The organism is Bacillus clarus, assembly GCF_000746925.1.
GTDB lineage: Bacteria > Bacillota > Bacilli > Bacillales > Bacillaceae_G > Bacillus_A > Bacillus_A clarus.
Genome location: NZ_JMQC01000008.1, coordinates 3,355,378 through 3,376,618 on the forward strand (window position 1 = coordinate 3,355,378; position 21,241 = coordinate 3,376,618).

Sequence of the window (21,241 nt, forward strand, 5' to 3'; positions counted from 1 at the left end):
GGGAGAAAAGTGAGTTTATTAGCGACAATTTGCTTTATCGTAAGTCTTTTCTTTCTTGTACGTGCTATGCATTTATTGATGTTTGTAAAACAAAAAAGATCATATCCTCCGGCGTTTTGGGTGAAGAAACAAGCCATGCAATATATTTCGTTTGGAGGAATCGGCTTGCTATGTACATTTGTGTTTTACATCTTTTTATAGTGTCATTATTCTACACTATTTGCAATCGTGCTTGCGATATTTTGTAAACTTTCCGTTGTATATTCATTTTGGTGTGATTTCCAAACAGCGCCAAAGCCATCTTTTTCGCCGTAGCGTGGAATTAAATGAAGGTGGAAGTGGAATACAGTTTGTCCAGCTTTTTCGCCGTTATTATTTAACAGGTTAAAGCCAACTGGATTAAATTCTGATTTGATTGCATTTGAGATTTTAGGTACGACAGAAAAAATATGAGATGCAATTTCTGGCGTTAAAGCAAAGATATCTTGTTTGTGTTCTTTTGGAATAACAAGTGTATGTCCTTTTGTTACTTGACTAATATCTAAAAATGCAAGCACATGTTCATCTTCATATACTTTAGAGCAAGGGATTTGTCCTTCAATGATTTTACAAAAAATACAATTGTCTGCTGTATGGTTCATCGTTCTCATCCTTTCAAGTAGCCTTAGCCGTATTTTACCATAATTACATAGGAGAACAAGCACGAAAAACAGGAAGCTGACTCAGCTTCCTGTTTTCTGAAGATGGATTGAAAAAGCATTTTTATAATTTACCTTTCGCAGACACCTCATTTATTTAAGAAATGCATGGTAAATCGGCTAAAGTTTCTGCCGTAGACACCCCATTTACAAGTGAAATGAAATTGCAATCTTTTCTGAAATGAAATTGTTTATTTTATAAAACAAGTATATTCTCTTTTCGAGACACCCCGTTTCTAAAATGAAACAAATTATCTGGTTGTGTGTAAATTTTCTTTGTCCAACATGGACACCCCATTTCATGATGGCTTCACTAAGTTGTTGTACTCATCAATTGGTGGTTGCTTTTTCAATGTGTTCCTTCTTCACTAATTATGATGTCCGCTTTCGAAAAATATATGTAAAGAAATTAAAATTTTTTTTTGAAGAAATCGATACTATGTAGTATGTTGTGATTTTTGGTAAGATGAATATATACATTTTGAATGAATATAACGAAGAAAGTGGTGTCGTATGAGCGAGTTATTACGTGTAGAAAATGTTACAGGAGGATATACGAAACGACCTGTTTTGCAAAATGTTTCGTTCTCTGTGAATAAAGGTGAACTTGTTGGCTTAATTGGTTTAAATGGAGCTGGTAAAAGTACGACGATTAAACATATTATCGGCTTAATGGAACCGAAAAAAGGAACTGTCACAATTAATGGAAAGACAATTCGTGATGATATGTCGGCGTATCGTTCTAGCTTTTCATTCATTCCAGAAACGCCTGTATTATATGATGAGTTAACGTTAGAAGAGCATTTAAAGTTAACAGCGATGGCGTACGGTGTAGATGAAAAACAATATGAAGAACGCGTCGGACAACTATTACAAGAGTTCCGTATGAAAAATCGTTTGAAATGGTTCCCGTCTCATTTTTCAAAAGGGATGAAGCAAAAAGTAATGATTATGAGTGCATTTCTTGTAGAACCATCTCTTTACATTGTGGACGAGCCTTTCGTCGGACTCGATCCTTTAGCGATTCAATCACTGCTCCAAATGATGGATCAAATGAAAAAGAGCGGTGCTGGCATTTTAATGAGTACACATATTTTAGCGACAGCAGAGCGTTATTGCGATTCCTTCATTATTTTACATCAAGGTGAAGTAAGGGCGAAGGGAACATTATCTGAATTACAAGCACAATTTAATATGCCGGGCGCAACGTTAGATGATATTTATATTGCTTTAACAAAGGAAGAAGATTATGAATAGTAAAGCGTTATGGAAAGAACGGTTCAGGCACTTTCTAAAAGAAGTTCGTACATACAGTAAATACGTGTTTAATGATCATTTGAAGTTTATTTTCATATTTATCATTGGTGCAGGAGCGTATTATTATCAGCAATGGTTACAAACGTTAACACCTTCGTTTCCGGCCGCACTCGTTATGGCCGTTTTACTTGGGCTTGTATTGACGGCAGGATCCATTCAAACGTTATTAAAAGAAGCAGATCTTGTGTATTTGCTTCCGGTTGAAGAGAAGTTAAAGCCTTACTTTACGAAGGCCTTTCTCTTTACGTTTATGATTCAGCTATACGTAATCGCAATTACTGCAGCAGCGCTTGCTCCGTTGTACTTCCAGCAAATGAAGCAAACAGGGGCAGCTTACATATGGATTGTACTCACGCTTGTGTTAGTGAAAGCGTGGAATTTATTTGTCACATGGGAAAAATCATTTTTAACAGATCAAAATGCTCAAAGGGCCGATTGGTTCATTCGCTTAATTTTGAACGGATTATTTGTGTATTTCCTTGTAGAGCGTCATTCGATGGGTTATATCGGTGCAATTGTTCTTCTGATGGCTGTATACCTTGTTGTTATGCATCAAAAGGTAAAAGGAAAGCCGATAAACTGGGAGTATTTAATTTCTGAAGAAGGCAAAAAAATGATGCTATTGTACCGAATTGCAAATATGTTTGTTGATGTACCAGCATTAAAAGAGAGGGTATCACGCCGAAAATGGCTTGATTTCATTCTTTCAATCATTGGTGAAAAACGTACATACTTATACTTATATACGAGAACATTTTTAAGATCGGGTAACTATTTTGGTTTATATATGCGCTTACTTGTTCTTGGAGGAGTAATACTTTACTTTATCCCATTTTTATATGGACGTTTTATCGTAAGTATTGTCTTTTTATACTTAATCGGTTATCAGCTCTTAACGCTGTGGAAAAATCATCGTTTGAAAGTTTGGCTCGATTTATATCCAGTAGGACTAGAGGAGAAGAAGAAAGATTTTCTTCGTCTTTTAAACGCAATTCTGTGCATTGGTAGTGTCATATTTACAATTTTATTTGCGATTGCGACAAAAGATTTCATGATGACAGGCATTTTATTTGTGGTGAGCATAGTATTTAGTATTGGTTTCGTTTACCAATACGGGGCAAAGCGCATTGAGCGTTTAAATTGAAAGGAATGAACCTATGATTACATATGAAGAGAAGGTTATAAAAGAGTTGGAGCAGTGGAAAGCTACATTCATGAAAGATTCTTCTATGATGACACGGTTCTCAAAAAAAGTGCAGACGAAAGTACAACAGCTTATTCCGGCGAAAGTGCAAAAAGTATTAACAGAAACGATTCGGATGATGGTACAAACGATTAGTGCCGGATCAAACTTCATAAAGCCGAAATTAAAAGAGACGAACTGGTCACTGCAAAGACGTGACGATGAAGTACGTAAAAAAATGGATGAGTACAAAAAAATAGCAGCGGCAGAAGGGGCTGGAACGGGAGCTGGTGGTATTCTTCTCGGTCTTGCTGACTTTCCGCTACTTCTTACGATTAAAATTAAATTTTTATTCGATGCAGCAACATTGTACGGATTTGATACGAGTCAAAAAGAAGAGCGCCTTTTTATCCTTCACGTTTTCCAACTTGCTTTTTCGAGTGACGATCATAGAAAAGAAATATGGAAAGCGATTGAAACGTGGGATACAGAAGAAGAAAATCATATGGACTGGGAAAAGTTCCAAACAGAGTACCGAGACTATATCGATTTAGCAAAAATGCTTCAGCTCGTTCCAGTAATCGGCGCCCCAGTCGGAGCATATGCGAACTATCAATTATTACAAAGACTCGGGGAAGTCACGATGAATTGTTATCGTCTGCGTTTTCTTCAGCAAACAGGAGCTTAGTGGCTCCTGCTTTTTTTGTTATGTATTCTTTGGCGGATCGCCGATATATGGATCAGGCTTGTAAATGAAAAAAATTCATTTTACAATTTACTTACCGGTCGGTAAGTAAAAATAATCGAGGTACAGTATGACAAAGAATTTGCAAACATCTCAACATATAGTAGAAGCAGCTTTCAAGTTGATGGCGGAGCATGGCATTGAGAAGATGAGCCTTTCAATGATTGCGAAAGAAGTAGGTATTTCAAAACCGGCCATTTATTATCATTTTTCGTCTAAAGAAGCGTTAGTAGATTTTTTATTTGAAGAAATTTTTTCTGGATATCATTTTGCCAATTACTTCGATAAAGAACTATATACGAAGGAAAACTTTGAAGAGAAGTTAATCGCAGATGGTTTACATATGTTGTCTGAGTATGAAGGACAAGAAGGAATACTACGCGTTATAAATGAATTTATTGTAACTGCGGCGCGAAATGAAAAGTATCAGAAACGTTTATTTGAAATACAAGAAGAGTTTTTAAATGGATTCCATGATTTATTGAAGCAAGGTGTGGAACTTGGCGTTGTGTCAGAACATGAAACAGAAGAAAATGCCCACACGTTAGCACTCGTTATTGATAATATGAGCAACTACATGTTAATGGGATTCCAGTTAAAGTATAAAGAAATTTGGATTCAAAATGTGAAAAACGTAATGAAGGGGGAGTAAAGATGAAAATGCAAAAAAACTGGTGGCTCGGTTTCCTTGGATTTGTAGGCGTTTATAAGTTTCCAAATGTTATTGACGCTTTTCAAGGTGAGAAAAGTTGGCTAACGTTGATTAGTTTAATTTGGTTACTGTGGTTCGGCTATTTTATCCCCGAGAAGAAAGAGGAAGAAGAGGGGAAATAAAAATTCCAATTTTCTGTAAAGTTATGTAAAATATAAAATGAGAGAATTTATATATTAGATTACTAGGTTTGGAGTGATTACATGCAGCCATTGGAAAATGAAATTCATCCCGATATGGTCAAGGTATGGAAGATTCGTGCCTTAATTGATACGGGGATAAGTGTAATTGTTGTTTTAGCGTATCTCTTCTTTATGATTAAGTTTAACTGGTGGGCTTGGCTTTTCTATGTACTCGTCGGATTAACGGTTGTGTATACGCCGTTTGATTACAGTGTCTTTCCGAAATTACGCCAGCGTTATTCTAGCTATCAACTAAATGATGAGGAGCTAGAAATTCAACATGGTATGTTCGTTGTCAAACGTGTATTAGTTCCGATGATTCGTGTACAGCACGTAACAATTGAACAGGGTCCAATTATGAGAAAACATGGATTAGCAGAATTGCAAATTTCAACTGCAGCTACTTCTCATCGTATTCCTGGCTTAACGATGAGAGAAGCAGAAAGACTTAAAACAAGAATTGGAGAACTTGCGAAGGTGAGTGATGAGGATGTATAAAAGGCAACATCCGATCACGATGTTATTAGAATTAAAAATAACAGACTTTATACCATTAATCATTTTCCTTTTTAGCTTAAACGGAAAGTTTCCATTTTGGTATTTAATCCCCGTAGGGTTTGCGATAATTACGGTTGTTTCAGCCGTCGCAGGCTGGTATTACAAAGTATATTGGGTCGAGAATAATGTGTTACACATTAAGCAAGGGCTTTTTGTTAAAAAAGAAAGTTATTTAAATAAAGAACGTGTACAAACGATTCATACAAGTTCAAACATGTTGTATCAAGTGTTAGGCTTAAAGAAAATTACAATTGAAACAGCTGGCGGGGGAAACGAACCAGAAGTAAACTTAGCTGGTATTACAGCAGATGAGGCAACAGCGCTTATTACAATGCTAAATGAACCAACAGTAAAAACTGAGGAAACAAACAAAGAAGAACCGAAAGAAATTGTTGTGGAAGAAGAGCAGACAACAGAGTATAAATTAACGTGGAAAGAAATTTTATTAGCATCTGTTACATCTGGGCAATTCGGTTTATTGTTCTCCTTACTATTTTTCATCTATTCTCAAGTAGATGAGTACATTCCGAAATGGATGAAAAATAAAGTAGAGTCGTATGTAATGGATCATGATGTGTATGGCTGGATTTATATGGTGGCTATTTTACTCGTCGTTTCTTGGATCGTATCAACGATTGGATACGCGTTAAAACATGCGAATTTTACAGTAAATCGAAAAAATGATGAAGTGCGTATTTCTCAAGGATTACTTGAGAGAAAAGAACTCGTATTAAAACTGCACCGCATTCAAGGAATTACAATAAAAGAAGGTATTTTACGCCAACCGTTCGGCTATTGTGCGGTGCAAGTAGAAGTCATTCAAAGCCAAGATAAAGATGAAGGAAAGGTTATGTTGCATCCGGTTATTCGAAAAGACCGTGTGCAAGACTTATTAACTCATTTACAATTGCCATATGAAATGAATACGAATATTATAGCATTACCAAAAGTAGCACTACGCCGCTATTTGTTTGATAGTTTTGTTTTCTTCTCTATATTAGCAATCCCGATTACAGGCGTAAGCATATATTTTGAAAAGTATTTCGTAATTTTGTCATTGTTACCGTTATTTGGATTAATCTTTTTACTTGGATATGCAACATTCCGTGCAGGTGGATATGGAGTAAAAGGAGAGCAAGTAACAATTGTATATCGCAGTATTGCTAAATATACAGGACTTGTGCGCCGAAGACACGTTCAATCGATTGAGAAAACGCAATCATATTTGCAGCGAAGAGCGAATTTGTGTAATTATACCTTCTCAAGCGCATCCTCGAATTATAAACTAGAGCATACACGTTTAAAAGATGCAGAACAGATGCAAGATTGGTATAAGAAGAAAATATATGAGGGTTAATTGAAACGGCCCGTCTTCAGTGGAAGGCGGGTTATTTTTCTATGTAAATTGGAGACAAGTTTGTTAATTGGTTTTATCTTATAGAAAGAAAAGACACCCTCACAGGTGTCTTTTCTTTCGTTTCATAGTTCACACGTTGTTAGATAAGACGGTTAGTGTTCTAATCTAACGATGAATAGATATTATTAGCTCACTCAAAGTATAGCACTGTGGAGGAATGATTTCGTATGCAATTTTACATATGTAATAATATAAATTTGTTTAATTTTTCTATACGAAAGGACATAAGGGAGGAGGTGAAAATATTAATATATAGATGTATGGTCGACAAGGTGTAGTTAGTGTTATCATATTTACCAATATAGGGGTTTTTAATAAAAGAAGATAAAGACAGCCAGAAAACATCAGCAGGCGCAGTAGTAACAAAAGTAACAACAGATAAAATGGAAAAGTGAAAGTTACCGATCTATCCGTAGGAAAGTACAAATTAGTAGAGGTAGAAAGCTTACCAGGTTACAAAAAACTAGCAAAACCAGTATCATTCGAAATCAAAAAAGGTATCTCACAATATTTTGGAGTATCTTTTTTATTTGCTATTTATATTGTTTATTAAGAAAACAAAAAGGCACTCTTAGAGTACCTTTTTGCCGTATTCTCGCGTATTGAGATGACTATGTCAAAACCGTGTATTCGGGGACATGGTTTTGACAAATGATTACTACACGAATAGCATAACATTCGTTTCGTATTCAGTAAATTGAGAATATTTACACGGAATATTGTTAATGTTTAGTATAGATACTTTCTACTATCATTATATTGGTTATGTAGAATTGTATGGAAATCTTTCTGTTAAGCCGGATGTACAATAAAGAAAAATGTTAAGGGAAGCCCCCTCGGTGGAAATAAACGCCTTTTCTTTCGTTTTTCAATCTAGCCATGAATACATACTATGTTTAAAAGCTTCACAAAGCATAATAATATTGGAAGAATATTATATATGTTGCTATTTATTCATTTCATCATTATGTTCAGAATTCGTGTTAGTAACTTTCATTCATTATATAGTCTTTCTTGCGTGCTTCAGTTACGGATCTTTTTATGGCACAATTCATTTTACATAATAAAAAAAGCATCTAGCAAAAAACTAGATGCAAATAAAAACACAAGAGAAGATAAAAAACCTTCTCATTTCCCGTATGTAATTATATCAAAAAATCTATAAAAAACTAGTTTTATTTTAAATATAATTTGCTCGTGAAGCGATGTAGATAGAGGATTACACTATTTAGGTATTGTTTTTATGTAAAATTGCATATGAAATATGTAGTAAGAGAGCGGTATAATGAGCTTTGTACAATAAAGCAAAATTATAGAAAAAGGCTACCTACGGAAATAGGTAGCCTTTTTCTGTTTGATTCACATCAATAAATCTCTTTCTATAATAAAAGTATACTCGTTTTGTTAACTATATTTTTACAAAAATGTATATGGAACTTTATTTTCTGATAATATAAAATTAATACATTCATGAGGATATTGTTCATATACATAATTGGTATAAACAGAAAGGAAACACCGATACGTAACGGTGTTTCCTTTCTGTCGTTATTTGCTGGTAAGTCGATATTCTCTGTCGAATCGTCAATGTAATTTCATTTACTGACAATTTTGCAATACCCTTTAATTAAGCTAACACATCAAACGTCGTTACGAAAGATGGTCTAGAGAAAATGCTTTTTTGCGGCGCTGCATCTGCATTTGTTTGAGCAGGACGTTTTTTATGTGCATTTTCGAAAGAGCGTGATTCTGTCCAATCTTTAAAGTTTTGCTCCGTTTCCCACATCGTCAAAATGACATATGTATCGTTACTTAATGGACGAAGAACACGAATCGCTTGGAAACCAGGTTCGTTTTCAATAAGTCCAGCACGGTTTTTAAAACGATTTTCAAATACTGGACGACCTTCGTCTGTTACAGAAATGTTGTTACAAACGATAAAGCCAGGTTGTCCTTTAAATTCGCCAACAGCGTCTAATACGTCATATTGAAGTGAGCCTTCTACAGTTTCCTCTGTATTTTCTTTATAAAACATATCTTTTTCATTATTTTTTGCAGTGAAATGTGCTTGTTCTAGAGGTGTTTCGTATGAAATAATAGCCTTCATTTTAATGCCCCCTTTATATTTTGTCTCTATTATATCAACTCTCTTAAAAAACTTCGAAGATTATATACATAAAGATAATTCTTTTTCAAATAATAAATGTACCATCATTTGGAAAGAAGGACGATGTATGAAGAAAGTGAAGTGGACTTTATTAGGCGGTGTAGCAACGTTTGTAGTAGCAATTGTACTCTATAAACTCATTGTGTTAGCTGGTGGCTATATGATGGATGAAAAGCAACTCGTATTCCACTCTTCATCACGTATCGTTGACCAGAAAGGAAAAGAGATTACGAAGTTATATGTAGAAAATCGGGAACTTGTACCAATTGAACAAATTCCAAAGTATGTGCAGCAAGCGTTTATTGCTGTGGAAGATTCTCGTTTTTATGAACATCACGGAATCGATTATCCTTCTATATTTCGTGCATTGTATAAAGACACGTTAGCTGGAGAAAAGGTGGAAGGCGGTAGTACGATTACGCAACAGCTAGCTAAAAATGTCTTTTTAACTCGTGAAAAAACATTTACGCGCAAATTGAAAGAGGTAGCCATATCTCTTCAATTAGAACAAAAATATACGAAGCAGCAGCTTCTTGAAATGTATATGAACCATATTTATTTCGGTCATGGAGCTTACGGTATTCAAGCGGCGGCGAAATTGTATTTTAATAAAAATGTAGAGCAATTAACGGTTGAAGAAGGAGCGATGCTGGCTGGACTTCCGAAAGCGCCGAATGGCTACTCTCCGTTTTTATATCCAGAGAAGAGTAAAGAACGCCGTGATCTCGTACTATCTCTTATGCATAAACAAGGATATGTAACAGCTGAAGAAAGCGTTCGTTATCAAGGGAAAACAATCGCGCTGTATAAAAATTTAGATGAACGTGAACTTGCATATATGCCGTATATAGATATGGTCGTAGACGAGGCGGCGCGTTCATATGGACTGTCTCATCAAGAAGTGCTCCGCGGTGGCTATACATTTGTAGTACCGATGGATGAAAAGATTCAAAAAGTAGCGTATAACCAATTTCAAGATGCGAGAAATTTTCCGGGGAAAGAAAATGGTGCGCAAGGTGCCTTTTTATTAATGGATAATGCGACTGGAGGAATTAAAGCGGCAATTGGCGGAAGAGAATATGTTCCGAGAGGGTTTAATCGCGTATTTGCGAAAAGGCAACCAGGTTCTGTTTTAAAGCCGCTTATCGTCTATGCACCAGCTTTGGAAACGAAAAAATATAATCCATATTCTTTATTAACAAATGAAAAAGTTTCTTTCGAAGGTTATGAACCTCGGAATTATAATCATCAATATACGAAAGAGGTAACGATGTATGATGCTATTTTAGAATCAGCAAACGTACCAGCTGTCTCTTTATTAAATGAGCTAGGAGTAGAAGAAGGAAAGCAATATTTAGAAAAGGGAAATATTCATATTGCAGACTCTGGTTTGAGCACAGCTCTTGGTGGATTGAAAAATGGTGTTTCTCCATTTGAACTTGTTAAAATGTACCGTGCTTTTTTAGCAAATGGAAAAATAATTGAGCCGCATGTGATTGATAAAGTATTAGACCGGCACGGAGCAGTAATTGGGGAGTCACCGAAAGCTGAAACGAAAGTTTTTTCAAAACAAACGGCATGGTATATGACAAAGATGTTAGAGGGGGTTGTGAAAGACGGAACAGCGAAGACAGGTGTATATAATGGGGCGCTCGCTGGAAAAACGGGTACAACTTCACTCCCAAATGAGGATCGTGGCGCAAGGGATGTGTGGTTCGTTGGTTATACACCGAATGTAGTAGGTGCGGTTTGGATCGGTTATGATCGTACGGACAAAGAGCATCAATTGGAAGATGGAAATGCATCTGCAACGATGCTATTTAAAAAGATTTTAACGAAGGCAAATATACAAGATAAAGGGGATTTTAAGCAACCAAAAGGTGTTGAAACAATCGGAAAGCCAATTCGTTTAAATAAAATTGAGAACGTAAAAGCAAAGCTATCGTTTAGTCCTTTCGGATTATTTACGACAAAATTAAGCTGGACGCCGCTTCCGGATGAAAGAATTATATATCGAATTTATAAACTTGAAAAAGGAATGCATACTCATGTAGGAACAGTAAAAGGAATAGGTGAGTATGAGGAAAAATTTATAAATTTATTTTCAAAACCGAGTTTTTACGTTGTACCATATAACACACAAACAAATCGTGAAGGAGAAAAGTCAAAAGTAGCTAAACCATAGTTTTTCTCTATGATATAATAAGAATGTTGTGAAAATAGTAAGCGTTTTTACGAACGTTTGTGTCAATTTGATGAACAACGTACATAATGTTATGCATTTTGTTTTTACAAGCTGTATAGTAAAAAAAGATAAATATGGGGTAGAACGTATTTAAAGCAAAAGCAGTGGTAAGGAAGGGAGCAAGGATCTTGGTAAGAAATATAAATGAGACATTTTTAAAAGCATGTAGGGGGGAACGCACAGAGTATGTACCAGCATGGTATATGCGCCAAGCAGGTCGTTCGCAGCCGGAATATAGAAAGATAAAAGAGAAATATTCCTTATTTGAAATTACACATAATCCAGAGTTATGCGCATACGTTACAAAATTACCTGTTGATCAATATAATGTAGACGCAGCAATTCTTTACAAAGATATTATGTCACCACTACCTGCAATCGGTGTGGACGTAGAAATTAAATCTGGCATTGGCCCGGTTATTGATAATCCAATCCGTTCTTTACAGGACGTAGAAAAACTAGGGGAAATTCATCCGGAAGATGATGTACCATACATACTTGATACAATTCGCTTATTAACGACAGAAATGTTAGATGTTCCGTTAATCGGTTTTTCAGGGGCTCCATTTACATTAGCAAGTTATATGATTGAAGGCGGTCCTTCTCGTAACTATCATAATACGAAAGCATTTATGTATGCAGAGCCAAAAGCTTGGTTCGCTTTAATGGATAAGCTTGCAGATATGGTTATTACATATTTAAAAGCACAAATTAACGCAGGAGCAAAAGCTGTTCAAATTTTCGATTCTTGGGTTGGAACAGTAAATGTAGCAGACTATCGTGTGTTTATTAAACCAGCAATGGAGCGTATTTTTGCAGAAGTTCGCGGTATGGGTGTTCCGATGATTATGCATGGCGTTGGTGCGGGTCATTTAGCAAATGAATGGCATGACTTGCCTCTTGATGTAGTAGGTTTAGACTGGCGCTTGCCAATCGAAGAAGCACGCATGCGCGGCGTTCATAAGGCGGTCCAAGGAAATATGGATCCTTCTTTATTACTTGCGCCTTGGTCTGTTATTGAAGAGCATGTAAAAGGTATTTTAGATCAAGGGATGAAAGAGCCAGGTTATATATTTAACTTAGGTCACGGTGTATTCCCAGAAGTAAATCCAGATACATTAAAACGTTTAACTACATTTATTCATGAATACTCTAAAGAACAGTTAGCGAAGTAAAGGAGAATAGCTGTATGAAAAAGAAGGTTGGTTTGCTTGTAATGGCATACGGAACGCCATATAAAGAAGAAGATATTGAACGTTACTATACACATATTCGTAGAGGAAGAAATCCAAGTCTTGAAATGCTAGAAGATTTAACAGAGCGTTACCGTGCAATTGGTGGTATTTCTCCTTTAGCTACTATCACATTAGAGCAAGCTAAGAAGTTAGAAAAGCGTTTAAATGAAGTGCAGGATGAAGTTGAATTCCATATGTATCTTGGCTTAAAGCATATCGAACCGTTTATTGAGGATGCAGTAAAAGAAATGCATAAGGACGGAATTGAAGAGGCAATTGCACTCGTTCTTGCGCCTCATTACTCTACTTTTAGTGTGAAATCGTATGTAGGACGAGCACAAGAAGAAGCAGAGAAACTTGGAAACTTAACGATTCACGGTATCGACAGCTGGTATAAAGAACCGAAATTTATTCAGTATTGGGTCGATGCAGTGAAAGATATATATAGCGGTATGACAGAAGTGGAACGTGAAAAGGCAGTATTAATCGTATCTGCGCATAGTTTGCCAGAAAAAATTATCGCATTAGGTGATCCGTACCCAGAGCAATTAAATGAAACAGCAGATTATATTGCGCGCGGTGCTGAAGTTGCAAATTACGCAGTAGGTTGGCAAAGCGCTGGCAATACACCAGATCCTTGGATTGGTCCGGATGTACAAGATTTAACGAGAGAACTACATGAAAAGTATGGCTATAGTTCATTCGTCTATGCACCAGTTGGATTTGTCGCTGAGCATTTAGAAGTTTTATATGACAATGATTTCGAGTGTAAAGTTGTTACGGATGAAATCGGTGCAAAATATTATCGTCCGGAAATGCCAAATGCATCAGAAGCATTTATCGATTGTTTAGCAGATGTTGTATTAAAGAAAAAAGAATCAGCATTATAATACTTTTTAGAAAGGGGGAACTGTTTTGAGGAAAAAAGTTGTGATCGTCGGTGGCGGTATCGCGGGCTTAACGACAGCATATTATTTACAAAAAGAAATTCGCGAAAATAATTTGCCGATTGATACATTACTTATAGAAGCATCGGGGAAGCTTGGTGGGAAAATTCAAACCGTTCGAAAAGATGGATTTACAATTGAACGCGGGCCAGATTCTTTTTTAGAGAGAAAAGAAAGCGCAGCTAGATTAGCGGAAGAATTAGGGTTTGGCGATGAACTTGTAAACAATGCAACTGGTCAATCGTTCGTCCTCGTAAATAATCGATTACACAAAATGCCGAGCGGATCGATGATGGGAATTCCAACGCAAATTACTCCGTTTCTATTTTCAGGACTGTTCTCCCCAATTGGTAAAATAAGAGCTGGTTTTGATTTAGTATTGCCTAGGTCAAAGCCAGTTTCTGATCAATCACTAGGACAGTTTTTTAGACATCGTCTAGGAAATGAAGTGGTTGAAAACTTAATTGAGCCATTATTATCCGGCATTTATGCTGGAGATATTGATGAAATGAGTTTAATGGCGACATTCCCTAAATTTTATCAAATTGAACAGAAACATCGTAGTATTTCCCTTGGTATGCGTACGCTCACTCCAAAACAAAAGAAAGATGTACAGAAGAAAGGTATCTTCTTAACTTTAAAAACAGGTTTAGCCTCCTTAGTAGAAGCGATTGAAGAGAACCTTGATGATCATACGGTAATGAAGGGAACTCGTATTGAAAAAGTTGCAAAACTTGGTGATGGCTATGTTATCACGCTTAGTAACGGAAAAGAAATAGAAGCGGACGCTATCGTCGTAGCAACTTCTCATAAAGTGTTGCCGTCTATGTTTGCGCAGTATAAGCAGTTTCGTTTCTTCCGTAACATCCCGTCTACATCTGTTGCGAACGTTGCGCTAGCTTTCCCTAAATCTGCGATTCAGCGGGATATTAACGGGACAGGCTTTGTCGTATCCCGAAATAGTGACTTTTCGATAACAGCGTGTACATGGACACATAAGAAGTGGCCGCATACAACACCTGAAGGAAAAGTATTGCTGCGCTGTTATGTTGGACGTCCTGGTGATGAAGCAATCGTGGAACAAACGGATGAGGAAATCGTTCAGTTTGTATTAGATGATTTACAAAAGACGATGAAAATTATAGCCGATCCAGATTTCACAGTCGTGAGTCGCTGGAAAGAAGCAATGCCACAATACACAGTTGGACATAAAGATCGAATGAAAAAGTTAACAACATTTATGGAAGCAGAATTACCTGGTGTATATTTAGCGGGAGGCTCTTACGCTGGTTCTGGTCTTCCTGACTGTATTGATCAAGGTGAAGTGGCGGCGAAGCGTGTATTAGCTCATTTAGAGAAGGTTATGGAAACAGACTTGGTGGTGTGGTAGAAAATACTTTTTTGTATAGAGCATTGAAAAAATAGCTAATATGAAAAGACATTTTAAATATGCTTTACACAAAACTCCTTGGCAGTATTGAAGGAGTTTTGTTTGTGTTGGTGCTATGCATATTTCATGACTCTCATTTTACAATTTGATAGTATATAAATAGAAGAGCAATAAATGAGGTACATATTAATTATTTTCAGGAGGTTTTTCTTGGATGAAATTAAAAAAAGTAGAGGGATTACTCCCGCTGTCTGCCGCAATGATTACAATTGTATCAAACCCAGGATTTGCTGAAGCTTCAACAGTTTATACGGTTCAAAAGAACGACACTCTAGGGGATATAAGTAATCAATATGGAATCTCTGTTCAAACACTGAAACAAATTAATAATAAAACGAATGATCAAATTTATGTTGGAGAACGTTTGACTCTTCCGGATTCAGTACCCTCAAGTGAACATATGCCACAAGTCCAAAATAGCTCATATCAAGCTGTTTACCAAGTGAAAGCCAGAGACACGTTGAGTACGATAGCGAAACAATACGGTGTATCGATACAGTCCATTCAGCAAATGAATAATATGAATGATGCACGAATTTATGCAGGACAACATCTGAAAATTAATACAGGCATTTCAGAACAAGAAATAGATTTAATGGCGCGTTTGGTGACTGCAGAGGCCGGGGGAGAACCATACTCTGGAAAAGTCGCCGTAGCTAAAGTTGTATTAAATCGTGTTAGTTCAAATGATTTCCCAAATTCAATTACTGATGTTGTCTATCAGCCTATTAAAAACGGTTATGCATTTACACCAGTTACAGATGGAAGAATTAATCAACCAGCAACTGCAGAAGCAAGAATGGCAGTAAAAGAAGCAATATCTTCTAAAGGGATTAACTCGGATTGGCTTTATTTTTACAATCCGAAAACTGCTACAGACAAATGGATTACAACTCGTCAAACAGTTGCAGCAATTGGAAATCATGTATTTGCACAATAAAGCAAACATTATTGCTTATACCTCTACATTGATAGCATATTTCAGGGAGAAATAAATTGAAAATACATAATAAAAAACACATCAGCCTTTAAATTAGGAGGGATGTGTTCTTTATTTTATATGGACCCTGCTTTTCATTTTAGAAAAACTATCATTTTTCTTAGCAGATTACACATATTAGTTTTAATGAAAAGATTTCTAATGATTGAAGGCTCCAAGTACTAGGGATTTGGAGAACTGTTTATTCAAAAAACATATATAAGTTGCTTGGTTTTATGACTTCATCTCCTGCATAAATGATCCATTCCGTTAAGTTCTCGAGATCTAGATTGTAGGAAGTCCCTTCAGTCATATGTTCGATAAAGTATGGATGGTTAATTAGCAATCCGTGGATGTTGTCCTCCGTAATATTTTTCATTTCAAACCACATGTGTTCACTTTTGTCTTCTTCGTAAGAGATCCCAAATTTAGCAAGGAAACGAAACTCCTCATTTGCTTTTTCAAGGTGAAAAATGTTACTGAAATACCCAAAGGTGTTTTTCGCATTGTAAGCCATTCGATCTGTTTCAGCATTTGTTTTATAGAACATCAACCCAGTATTTTCTTTTTGTACATTGAAAAAGCTTTCAATGTATTCTTCTGTAGTATTAAAATTAAACAAGAGAACAGATGGAGATTGATGATACTCATCTCGAGCGTCCATGCCTCCAAGAAATGAGTTTTTTGCATCTATTGGCTGTATGTTCACCTCTTCCTCTTCAATTGAGGTTAAGCGAGTAATACTCGTTTTTTGTCCAATATAAGACAGGCCCTTTTCCCACGGAACGGCTACGGTATGGATTGTACCTTGCTGGCTTTGTGCTATAATTATAGGTTCGTTGATTGGGACATGACCATTTTCAATTGTATTATTAGCAAATGTTTGGAAGAGATCGGGAATACCGTAGTAAGAGGAAAGACGATTTGGGATGATTAATTCTACTTCCGTTACACCTGCTCTTAAAAGCCCGTGCGTATGAAACCAATATTGTGTAGGCTCGCCTTCTTTACCGTCTTCATAAACTGAATGAATGATATATAAGTCAGGGATGTCTGGCAATAATTCATTTTCAACGTAATATTCAATGTATTTTCTAGATAGCACTTTCATTGCTGCACTCGAGTCGATTACAAATAGTAAGTCTGGTGCAAGCTGCCATAAAAATTGCAACTGATGGTAAAAACAGCTGAGTACATCACCAACAAAAAGTGTACGCGTGAAAATTTCAGTTCCTAGAGAAGTATCTTCAAAAATATCATCTCTTATCGTGGCATCTTGTCTGTTATACATTTTGTATTCTTCTGCATCTCTCGTTGCATCAATATGTATTTCATATGGTATGATCCTCTCATCCATATGCAATTCCACTATAAGGCTTGTCTCGTCATTATAGATGATTTTCAACTCATCTACTGTCGTAGCAAGGGTTTCTAAGCGATGTTTTAGCTGATCAATCGTAAGTTTTATCGGTATAATAGCGATCATATCGGAAAAATGACGTTCTAACGTTCCTTTCATTGCTGCACGATATGTTTCCGTTTGTACTTCCATACAATCTCTCTCCCATCTAAATGATCATTTCATTAAAAGTTACAACCTGCTAAAAATTTGTTATTTTCTGATTGGTATATCATTATTATAAATTGCGGTATGAAAGCTGTAAAATTATTGTTGTATTCCTTAGTTTTGGAAATCATTGAATGAGATTAATTTTGTGTAAATTTTGTCGAATATTTAGTTTTTTTTTAGCGATGATTTGGTATGATAGTACGTGCTAGGAGAATATAAAATTAGGGGAGGAAGAGAGAGTTGAGGAAAATTGTAAGCGTCTTTTTATCATTGATCTTACTGATTTCATTTACTGGAACGTTAGCACAGGCAGAAGAAAATACTTCTATGTCGGTGCAAGAAGCGATTCAAGTGTTCAAGCAACAAGGGAAAACAAAAGGGATAGTGGAAGGGTATATTGTCGGTTATACGCAAGGTCCGTCTAAGTACACGAAAGATCCAGCTAAGTTTGAAGATACAAATGTGGCGATTGCTGATTCGCCAAATGAAACAAATCCAGATAAAATTATGCCTGTTCAATTACCGAAAAATGACGTAAGAGCAGCAGTGAATGTAAAGGATCACCCTGAAAATATCGGGAAGAAAGTTCGCTTAACTGGCACACTAGAACTATATTTTAGTAGCCCGGGCTTAAAGTCAATAACAGCTTATAAGTTTCAAGGGGAAGAACAAAATCGCGTTAGCGATGTAGTTGCATCTCCAAATGGCGGGGAAATTGCAAAAGGAACAGTAGTAACATTAACAACAAATACAGAAGGCGCAACAATCTATTATACGTTAGATGGTTCTGTTCCTACGAATAAAAGCATTCGTTATAACGAACCTATCATGCTAAACGAAAATACTGTAATAAAAGCAATTGCAGAAAAAGATGGACTTATATCTTCAGGAGTTTCTACATTTTCGTTTACAATCGTAAACAATGAGCAAGTTCGTATTCATGATATTCAAGGGAAATCACATATTTCTCCGTACAATGGGAAAACGATACGAAACGTAGAAGGTGTTGTAACGGCGCTCGATAAAAATGGTTTTTACATCCAAGATATGCAGCCAGATAATGACCCTGCTACCTCAGAAGGAATTTATGTTTACAAAAAAGAGGCAAATGTAGCAGTAGGAGATCTTGTGCAAGTTGATGGGGATGTAGAAGAATACGTTGGCCCAGGATATGCGGACCGTTTTGATACAGACTTAACAACGACAGAAATTAAAGCAAGCCGCACATCAGTAATCGCAAGTAATCAATCGTTACCAGAGGCGGTTGTACTTGGTGAAAACGGCGTGAAAATTCCCGATCAAATTATTGATAATGATGCATTCGGTCTATTTGATCCAAATGAAGACGCAATTGATTTTTATGAAAGTGTAGAAGGTATGCGTGTTACGATGCAAACACCGAAAATAATCGGACCTCAAAAGAACGGAAATTTATATGTAACAGTGGAAAATGGTGGTAATAAAGTTGTTACGCAATATGGAACACCTCTTTTAGATGAAAATCAATTAAACCCAGAGCTTCTTTCTGTAAAGGTACCTCGTGATTACGTAGCAAAAGCTGGAGATACTTTTACTGGAGATATAACAGGAGTGGTAGGTTATGACTACGGTGCGTATCGTATTTCACCTGTGACTGAATTACCATCTGTAACGGATGGTGGATTTAAGCGAGTAGGTGCAAACATCCAGCCACGTCTTGATAAACTAACAGTTGCTACATATAATATTGAAAACTTCTCAGCGAATAAAAAAGAAACAACGGATGAAAAAGTAAAAGCATTAGCTTACTCTATTAAATACAATTTAAAAATGCCAGATATTATCGGTGTAGAAGAGGTGCAAGATAATAACGGCACCATTAATGATGGTACAACAGATGCTTCTTTAAGTGCAAAACGCATTATTGATGCTGTACAAGAAATTCGTGGGCCGAAGTATGAATATGTAGAAGTTGCTCCGAAAAATAACCAGGACGGGGGAGCACCAGGAGCGAATATTCGCGTCGGTTTCTTCTATAACCCATCACGCGTAAAATTAGCATCAGTACCAAAATTACTTGATAAAAATGTTGTTCGTATTGGAGAGGAAAATCCGTTATTTGAAAGTACGCGTAAACCGTTAGCGGCAGAGTTTACATTCCAAGGACAAAATATTGTTGTCATTGCAAGTCATTTAAACTCAAAACTTGGAGATGCAACTCCGTTTGGAAAAGTGCAGCCTCTTGTATTAAAGAGTGAAGAAAAACGAGTTCAGTTGGCGCAAGAAGTGAATCATTTCGTAAAAGGCATTCAAGAAAAGAATGCAAATGCACCAGTCGTTGTCGTTGGGGATATGAATGACTTTGAATTCTCTAAACCATTGCAAGCATTACAAGGAACAATATTAAAAGATATGTTAAACACAGTACCGAAAGAAAATCGTTATACGTACATTCATGACGGAAACGCACAAGTACTAGACCACATTTTAGTAACAAATAATATTGCACCACATACAATTGTAGATCCAGTACATTTAAATTCAAATGTTATGAAAGAGCACGGACGTGTAAGTGACCATGACCCAGTTCTTGCTCAAATTGACTTGAAGAAAGCTTCTTAAATGAAAGGAACGCTTAGGGATACTAAGCGTTCCTTTTTCGGTACAGTAATCCAATACGTTCCTATCATTTTCCTAGAATTTTTCAGTATAACTGACCAAGAAATAATATCTTCTAAGTCTTTATATTTTTGTAGCAATTTCTTAATGTCATCCGCATTTGCAGGAACTGTGTTTCCTGTCCAGTGATGCATTATGTTGCTTTGTAATAAAGATTAATTAAAAAGTTTCCAGTAATCCTTATTCAACAGCAAATAGATTCACTCCATTTTGAATAAAGATTGATCATTCCTTATGATTGTTATTAAAGAAAAGCACCCGTTAGTTTAATAATTGGGAAACTACGCTTTGGAATTTGCATTAATCCAAATTCCAAAAAGGGACGTTAACGGAACTGGTTGCTATTGACCTTGCTCCTTTAGATGTATTGCAAGTTTCACAAAGTAATTGAAAATTTGAAGTATCATTGCTGCTGAAGAGCTGCAAGGGAACAATATGGTCAATATGAATTGTTTTTTTTTGAGGACTGATTAATTTTGTAAGGTCGCAACGACATTCTGGGTTTGAGCAAGTTCCTTTGTCTCATATTATTAAATTATGTTATCTACAATTCGATTCATAACAGTTGCAGAATTTAATGTTATATTCTTTTTCAAGTATATTCTGCAGAATTTTTAATTCATTACTATATGATAAAGCTAAATTTTGATAAATTTCTTTTTCTGCTAGCGAACAATAATCAATACACTTCACAATAGTTAACAAATCAATTTTCAGTTGATTATATTGGTTTAGTGAGTTATTCAGATTATCCATCATCACTGCTCCAATAACAAATCTTTTAATCTTTCTTTGTTAAATCCCACTACCCCTTCTGAATTTTCTCCATTTGGGTATTTAATCACTGTATAAGGAACGCCCATTGCTTTAGCTTCAATTAACTCACGGTGATAATCAGCATTTTTCCCGATATCTTTTTCTTGATATTTAATGGAGTTTTTATCCATCCACTCTTTTTGTTGATGACAATACAAACAAGAAGCACTTGTGTAAATAACAATTTCTTTTTCCATTATTATTCCTTCCTTTCTTTCTTTCTTTTTTCTTTAGGAATAAGAGGCAGCACTCGGATTCGAACCGAGGTTTCAGGTTTTGCAGACCTTTGTCTTAACCACTTGGCTATGCTGCCTTGTATATCTTTCTATTAAAAGAAGTGAAAGTAATTAAAGATTTGTAAA

The 21,241-nt window shown here is 36.0% G+C and carries 18 protein-coding genes, 1 tRNA gene and 2 pseudogenes; 15 read left to right on the top strand and 6 right to left on the bottom strand.

What is annotated here, in order from left to right; all coding sequences use genetic code 11:
* Positions 1-9 precede the first annotated feature (9 nt).
* Positions 10-201 (top strand): membrane protein YhzF, encoded by a 192-nt coding sequence (gene yhzF, locus DJ93_RS18030; RefSeq protein ID WP_042982334.1) that lies wholly within the window; start codon positions 10-12, stop codon positions 199-201.
* Between the two features lie 5 nt (positions 202-206).
* On the opposite strand, the gene DJ93_RS18035 is transcribed toward yhzF, so the two are convergent.
* Positions 207-641 (bottom strand): HIT family protein, encoded by a 435-nt coding sequence (locus tag DJ93_RS18035; protein ID WP_042982336.1) that lies wholly within the window; start codon positions 639-641, stop codon positions 207-209.
* A 570-nt stretch (positions 642-1,211) separates the two neighbouring features.
* Here DJ93_RS18035 and ecsA point away from each other — a divergent pair.
* From ecsA to DJ93_RS34845, 8 genes and pseudogenes are all read left to right on the top strand, one after another.
* Positions 1,212-1,955, top strand: coding sequence for an ABC transporter ATP-binding protein EcsA (gene ecsA, locus DJ93_RS18040; protein WP_042982337.1), 744 nt, complete (start codon positions 1,212-1,214; stop codon positions 1,953-1,955).
* Positions 1,948-3,159 (top strand): ABC transporter permease, encoded by a 1,212-nt coding sequence (locus DJ93_RS18045; protein WP_042982340.1) that lies wholly within the window; start codon positions 1,948-1,950, stop codon positions 3,157-3,159. The genes ecsA and DJ93_RS18045 overlap by 8 nt, the downstream gene beginning before the upstream one ends.
* A gap of 13 nt (positions 3,160-3,172) precedes the next feature.
* Positions 3,173-3,886, top strand: coding sequence for an ecs operon protein EcsC (gene ecsC / locus DJ93_RS18050; RefSeq protein ID WP_042982341.1), 714 nt, complete (start codon positions 3,173-3,175; stop codon positions 3,884-3,886).
* Between the two features lie 127 nt (positions 3,887-4,013).
* Positions 4,014-4,595: a TetR/AcrR family transcriptional regulator gene (locus tag DJ93_RS18055; protein WP_042982342.1), complete on the top strand. Its 582-nt coding sequence runs from the start codon at positions 4,014-4,016 to the stop codon at positions 4,593-4,595.
* 2 nt (positions 4,596-4,597) lie between these two features.
* The gene (locus DJ93_RS18060) at positions 4,598-4,777 is read left to right on the top strand and encodes a hypothetical protein (RefSeq protein ID WP_042982344.1); all 180 of its coding nucleotides are present in this window, start codon (positions 4,598-4,600) and stop codon (positions 4,775-4,777) included.
* Positions 4,778-4,858: 81 nt separating this feature from the next.
* Positions 4,859-5,335 carry a PH domain-containing protein gene (locus DJ93_RS18065; RefSeq protein WP_042982345.1) on the top strand — a complete coding sequence of 159 codons (477 nt, stop codon included), beginning with the start codon at positions 4,859-4,861 and terminating at the stop codon, positions 5,333-5,335.
* Entirely contained in the window at positions 5,328-6,752 is a 1,425-nt protein-coding gene (locus DJ93_RS18070; RefSeq protein ID WP_042982346.1) for a PH domain-containing protein, read from the top strand. The genes DJ93_RS18065 and DJ93_RS18070 overlap by 8 nt, the downstream gene beginning before the upstream one ends.
* 371 nt (positions 6,753-7,123) lie before the next feature.
* A pseudogene (locus DJ93_RS34845) lies at positions 7,124-7,320 on the top strand (prealbumin-like fold domain-containing protein); the annotation flags it as partial.
* Positions 7,321-8,439: 1,119 nt separating this feature from the next.
* Here DJ93_RS34845 and DJ93_RS18075 read toward each other — a convergent pair.
* A complete protein-coding gene (locus tag DJ93_RS18075; protein WP_042982348.1) occupies positions 8,440-8,919 on the bottom strand; it encodes an antibiotic biosynthesis monooxygenase family protein in 480 nt (159 codons plus the stop codon).
* A 127-nt stretch (positions 8,920-9,046) separates the two neighbouring features.
* Between DJ93_RS18075 and DJ93_RS18080 the strand changes: the two genes are divergently transcribed.
* From DJ93_RS18080 to DJ93_RS18100, 5 genes are all read left to right on the top strand, one after another.
* Positions 9,047-11,164 carry a transglycosylase domain-containing protein gene (locus DJ93_RS18080; RefSeq protein WP_042982349.1) on the top strand — a complete coding sequence of 706 codons (2,118 nt, stop codon included), beginning with the start codon at positions 9,047-9,049 and terminating at the stop codon, positions 11,162-11,164.
* 188 nt (positions 11,165-11,352) lie between these two features.
* Positions 11,353-12,399, top strand: coding sequence for a uroporphyrinogen decarboxylase (gene hemE / locus DJ93_RS18085; RefSeq protein WP_042982351.1), 1,047 nt, complete (start codon positions 11,353-11,355; stop codon positions 12,397-12,399).
* Between the two features lie 14 nt (positions 12,400-12,413).
* Positions 12,414-13,349, top strand: coding sequence for a ferrochelatase (hemH, locus tag DJ93_RS18090; RefSeq protein ID WP_042982352.1), 936 nt, complete (start codon positions 12,414-12,416; stop codon positions 13,347-13,349).
* A gap of 25 nt (positions 13,350-13,374) precedes the next feature.
* Complete coding sequence (gene hemY / locus DJ93_RS18095) at positions 13,375-14,796, top strand: protoporphyrinogen oxidase (protein ID WP_042982354.1); 1,422 nt, start codon at positions 13,375-13,377, stop codon at positions 14,794-14,796.
* A gap of 214 nt (positions 14,797-15,010) precedes the next feature.
* Positions 15,011-15,796: a LysM peptidoglycan-binding domain-containing protein gene (locus tag DJ93_RS18100; RefSeq protein WP_042982355.1), complete on the top strand. Its 786-nt coding sequence runs from the start codon at positions 15,011-15,013 to the stop codon at positions 15,794-15,796.
* Between the two features lie 241 nt (positions 15,797-16,037).
* Here DJ93_RS18100 and DJ93_RS18105 read toward each other — a convergent pair whose 3' ends face one another.
* Positions 16,038-17,387 carry a DUF4026 domain-containing protein gene (locus DJ93_RS18105; RefSeq protein WP_042982356.1) on the bottom strand — a complete coding sequence of 450 codons (1,350 nt, stop codon included), beginning with the start codon at positions 17,385-17,387 and terminating at the stop codon, positions 16,038-16,040.
* Between the two features lie 258 nt (positions 17,388-17,645).
* On the opposite strand from DJ93_RS18105, the gene DJ93_RS18110 reads away from it, so the two are divergent.
* A complete protein-coding gene (locus DJ93_RS18110) occupies positions 17,646-20,006 on the top strand; it encodes a DUF6359 domain-containing protein (protein ID WP_042982357.1) in 2,361 nt (786 codons plus the stop codon).
* A gap of 357 nt (positions 20,007-20,363) precedes the next feature.
* Here DJ93_RS18110 and DJ93_RS33780 read toward each other — a convergent pair.
* The 3 genes and pseudogenes from DJ93_RS33780 to DJ93_RS18130 all read right to left on the bottom strand — a co-directional run.
* Positions 20,364-20,543 (bottom strand): annotated as a pseudogene (locus tag DJ93_RS33780) (HNH endonuclease); the annotation flags it as partial.
* A gap of 278 nt (positions 20,544-20,821) precedes the next feature.
* Complete coding sequence (locus tag DJ93_RS18125; RefSeq protein WP_042982360.1) at positions 20,822-21,076, bottom strand: glutaredoxin family protein; 255 nt, start codon at positions 21,074-21,076, stop codon at positions 20,822-20,824.
* Positions 21,077-21,120: 44 nt separating this feature from the next.
* Positions 21,121-21,192: transfer RNA gene (locus DJ93_RS18130), tRNA-Cys, on the bottom strand.
* Between the last annotated feature and the right edge of the window lie 49 nt (positions 21,193-21,241).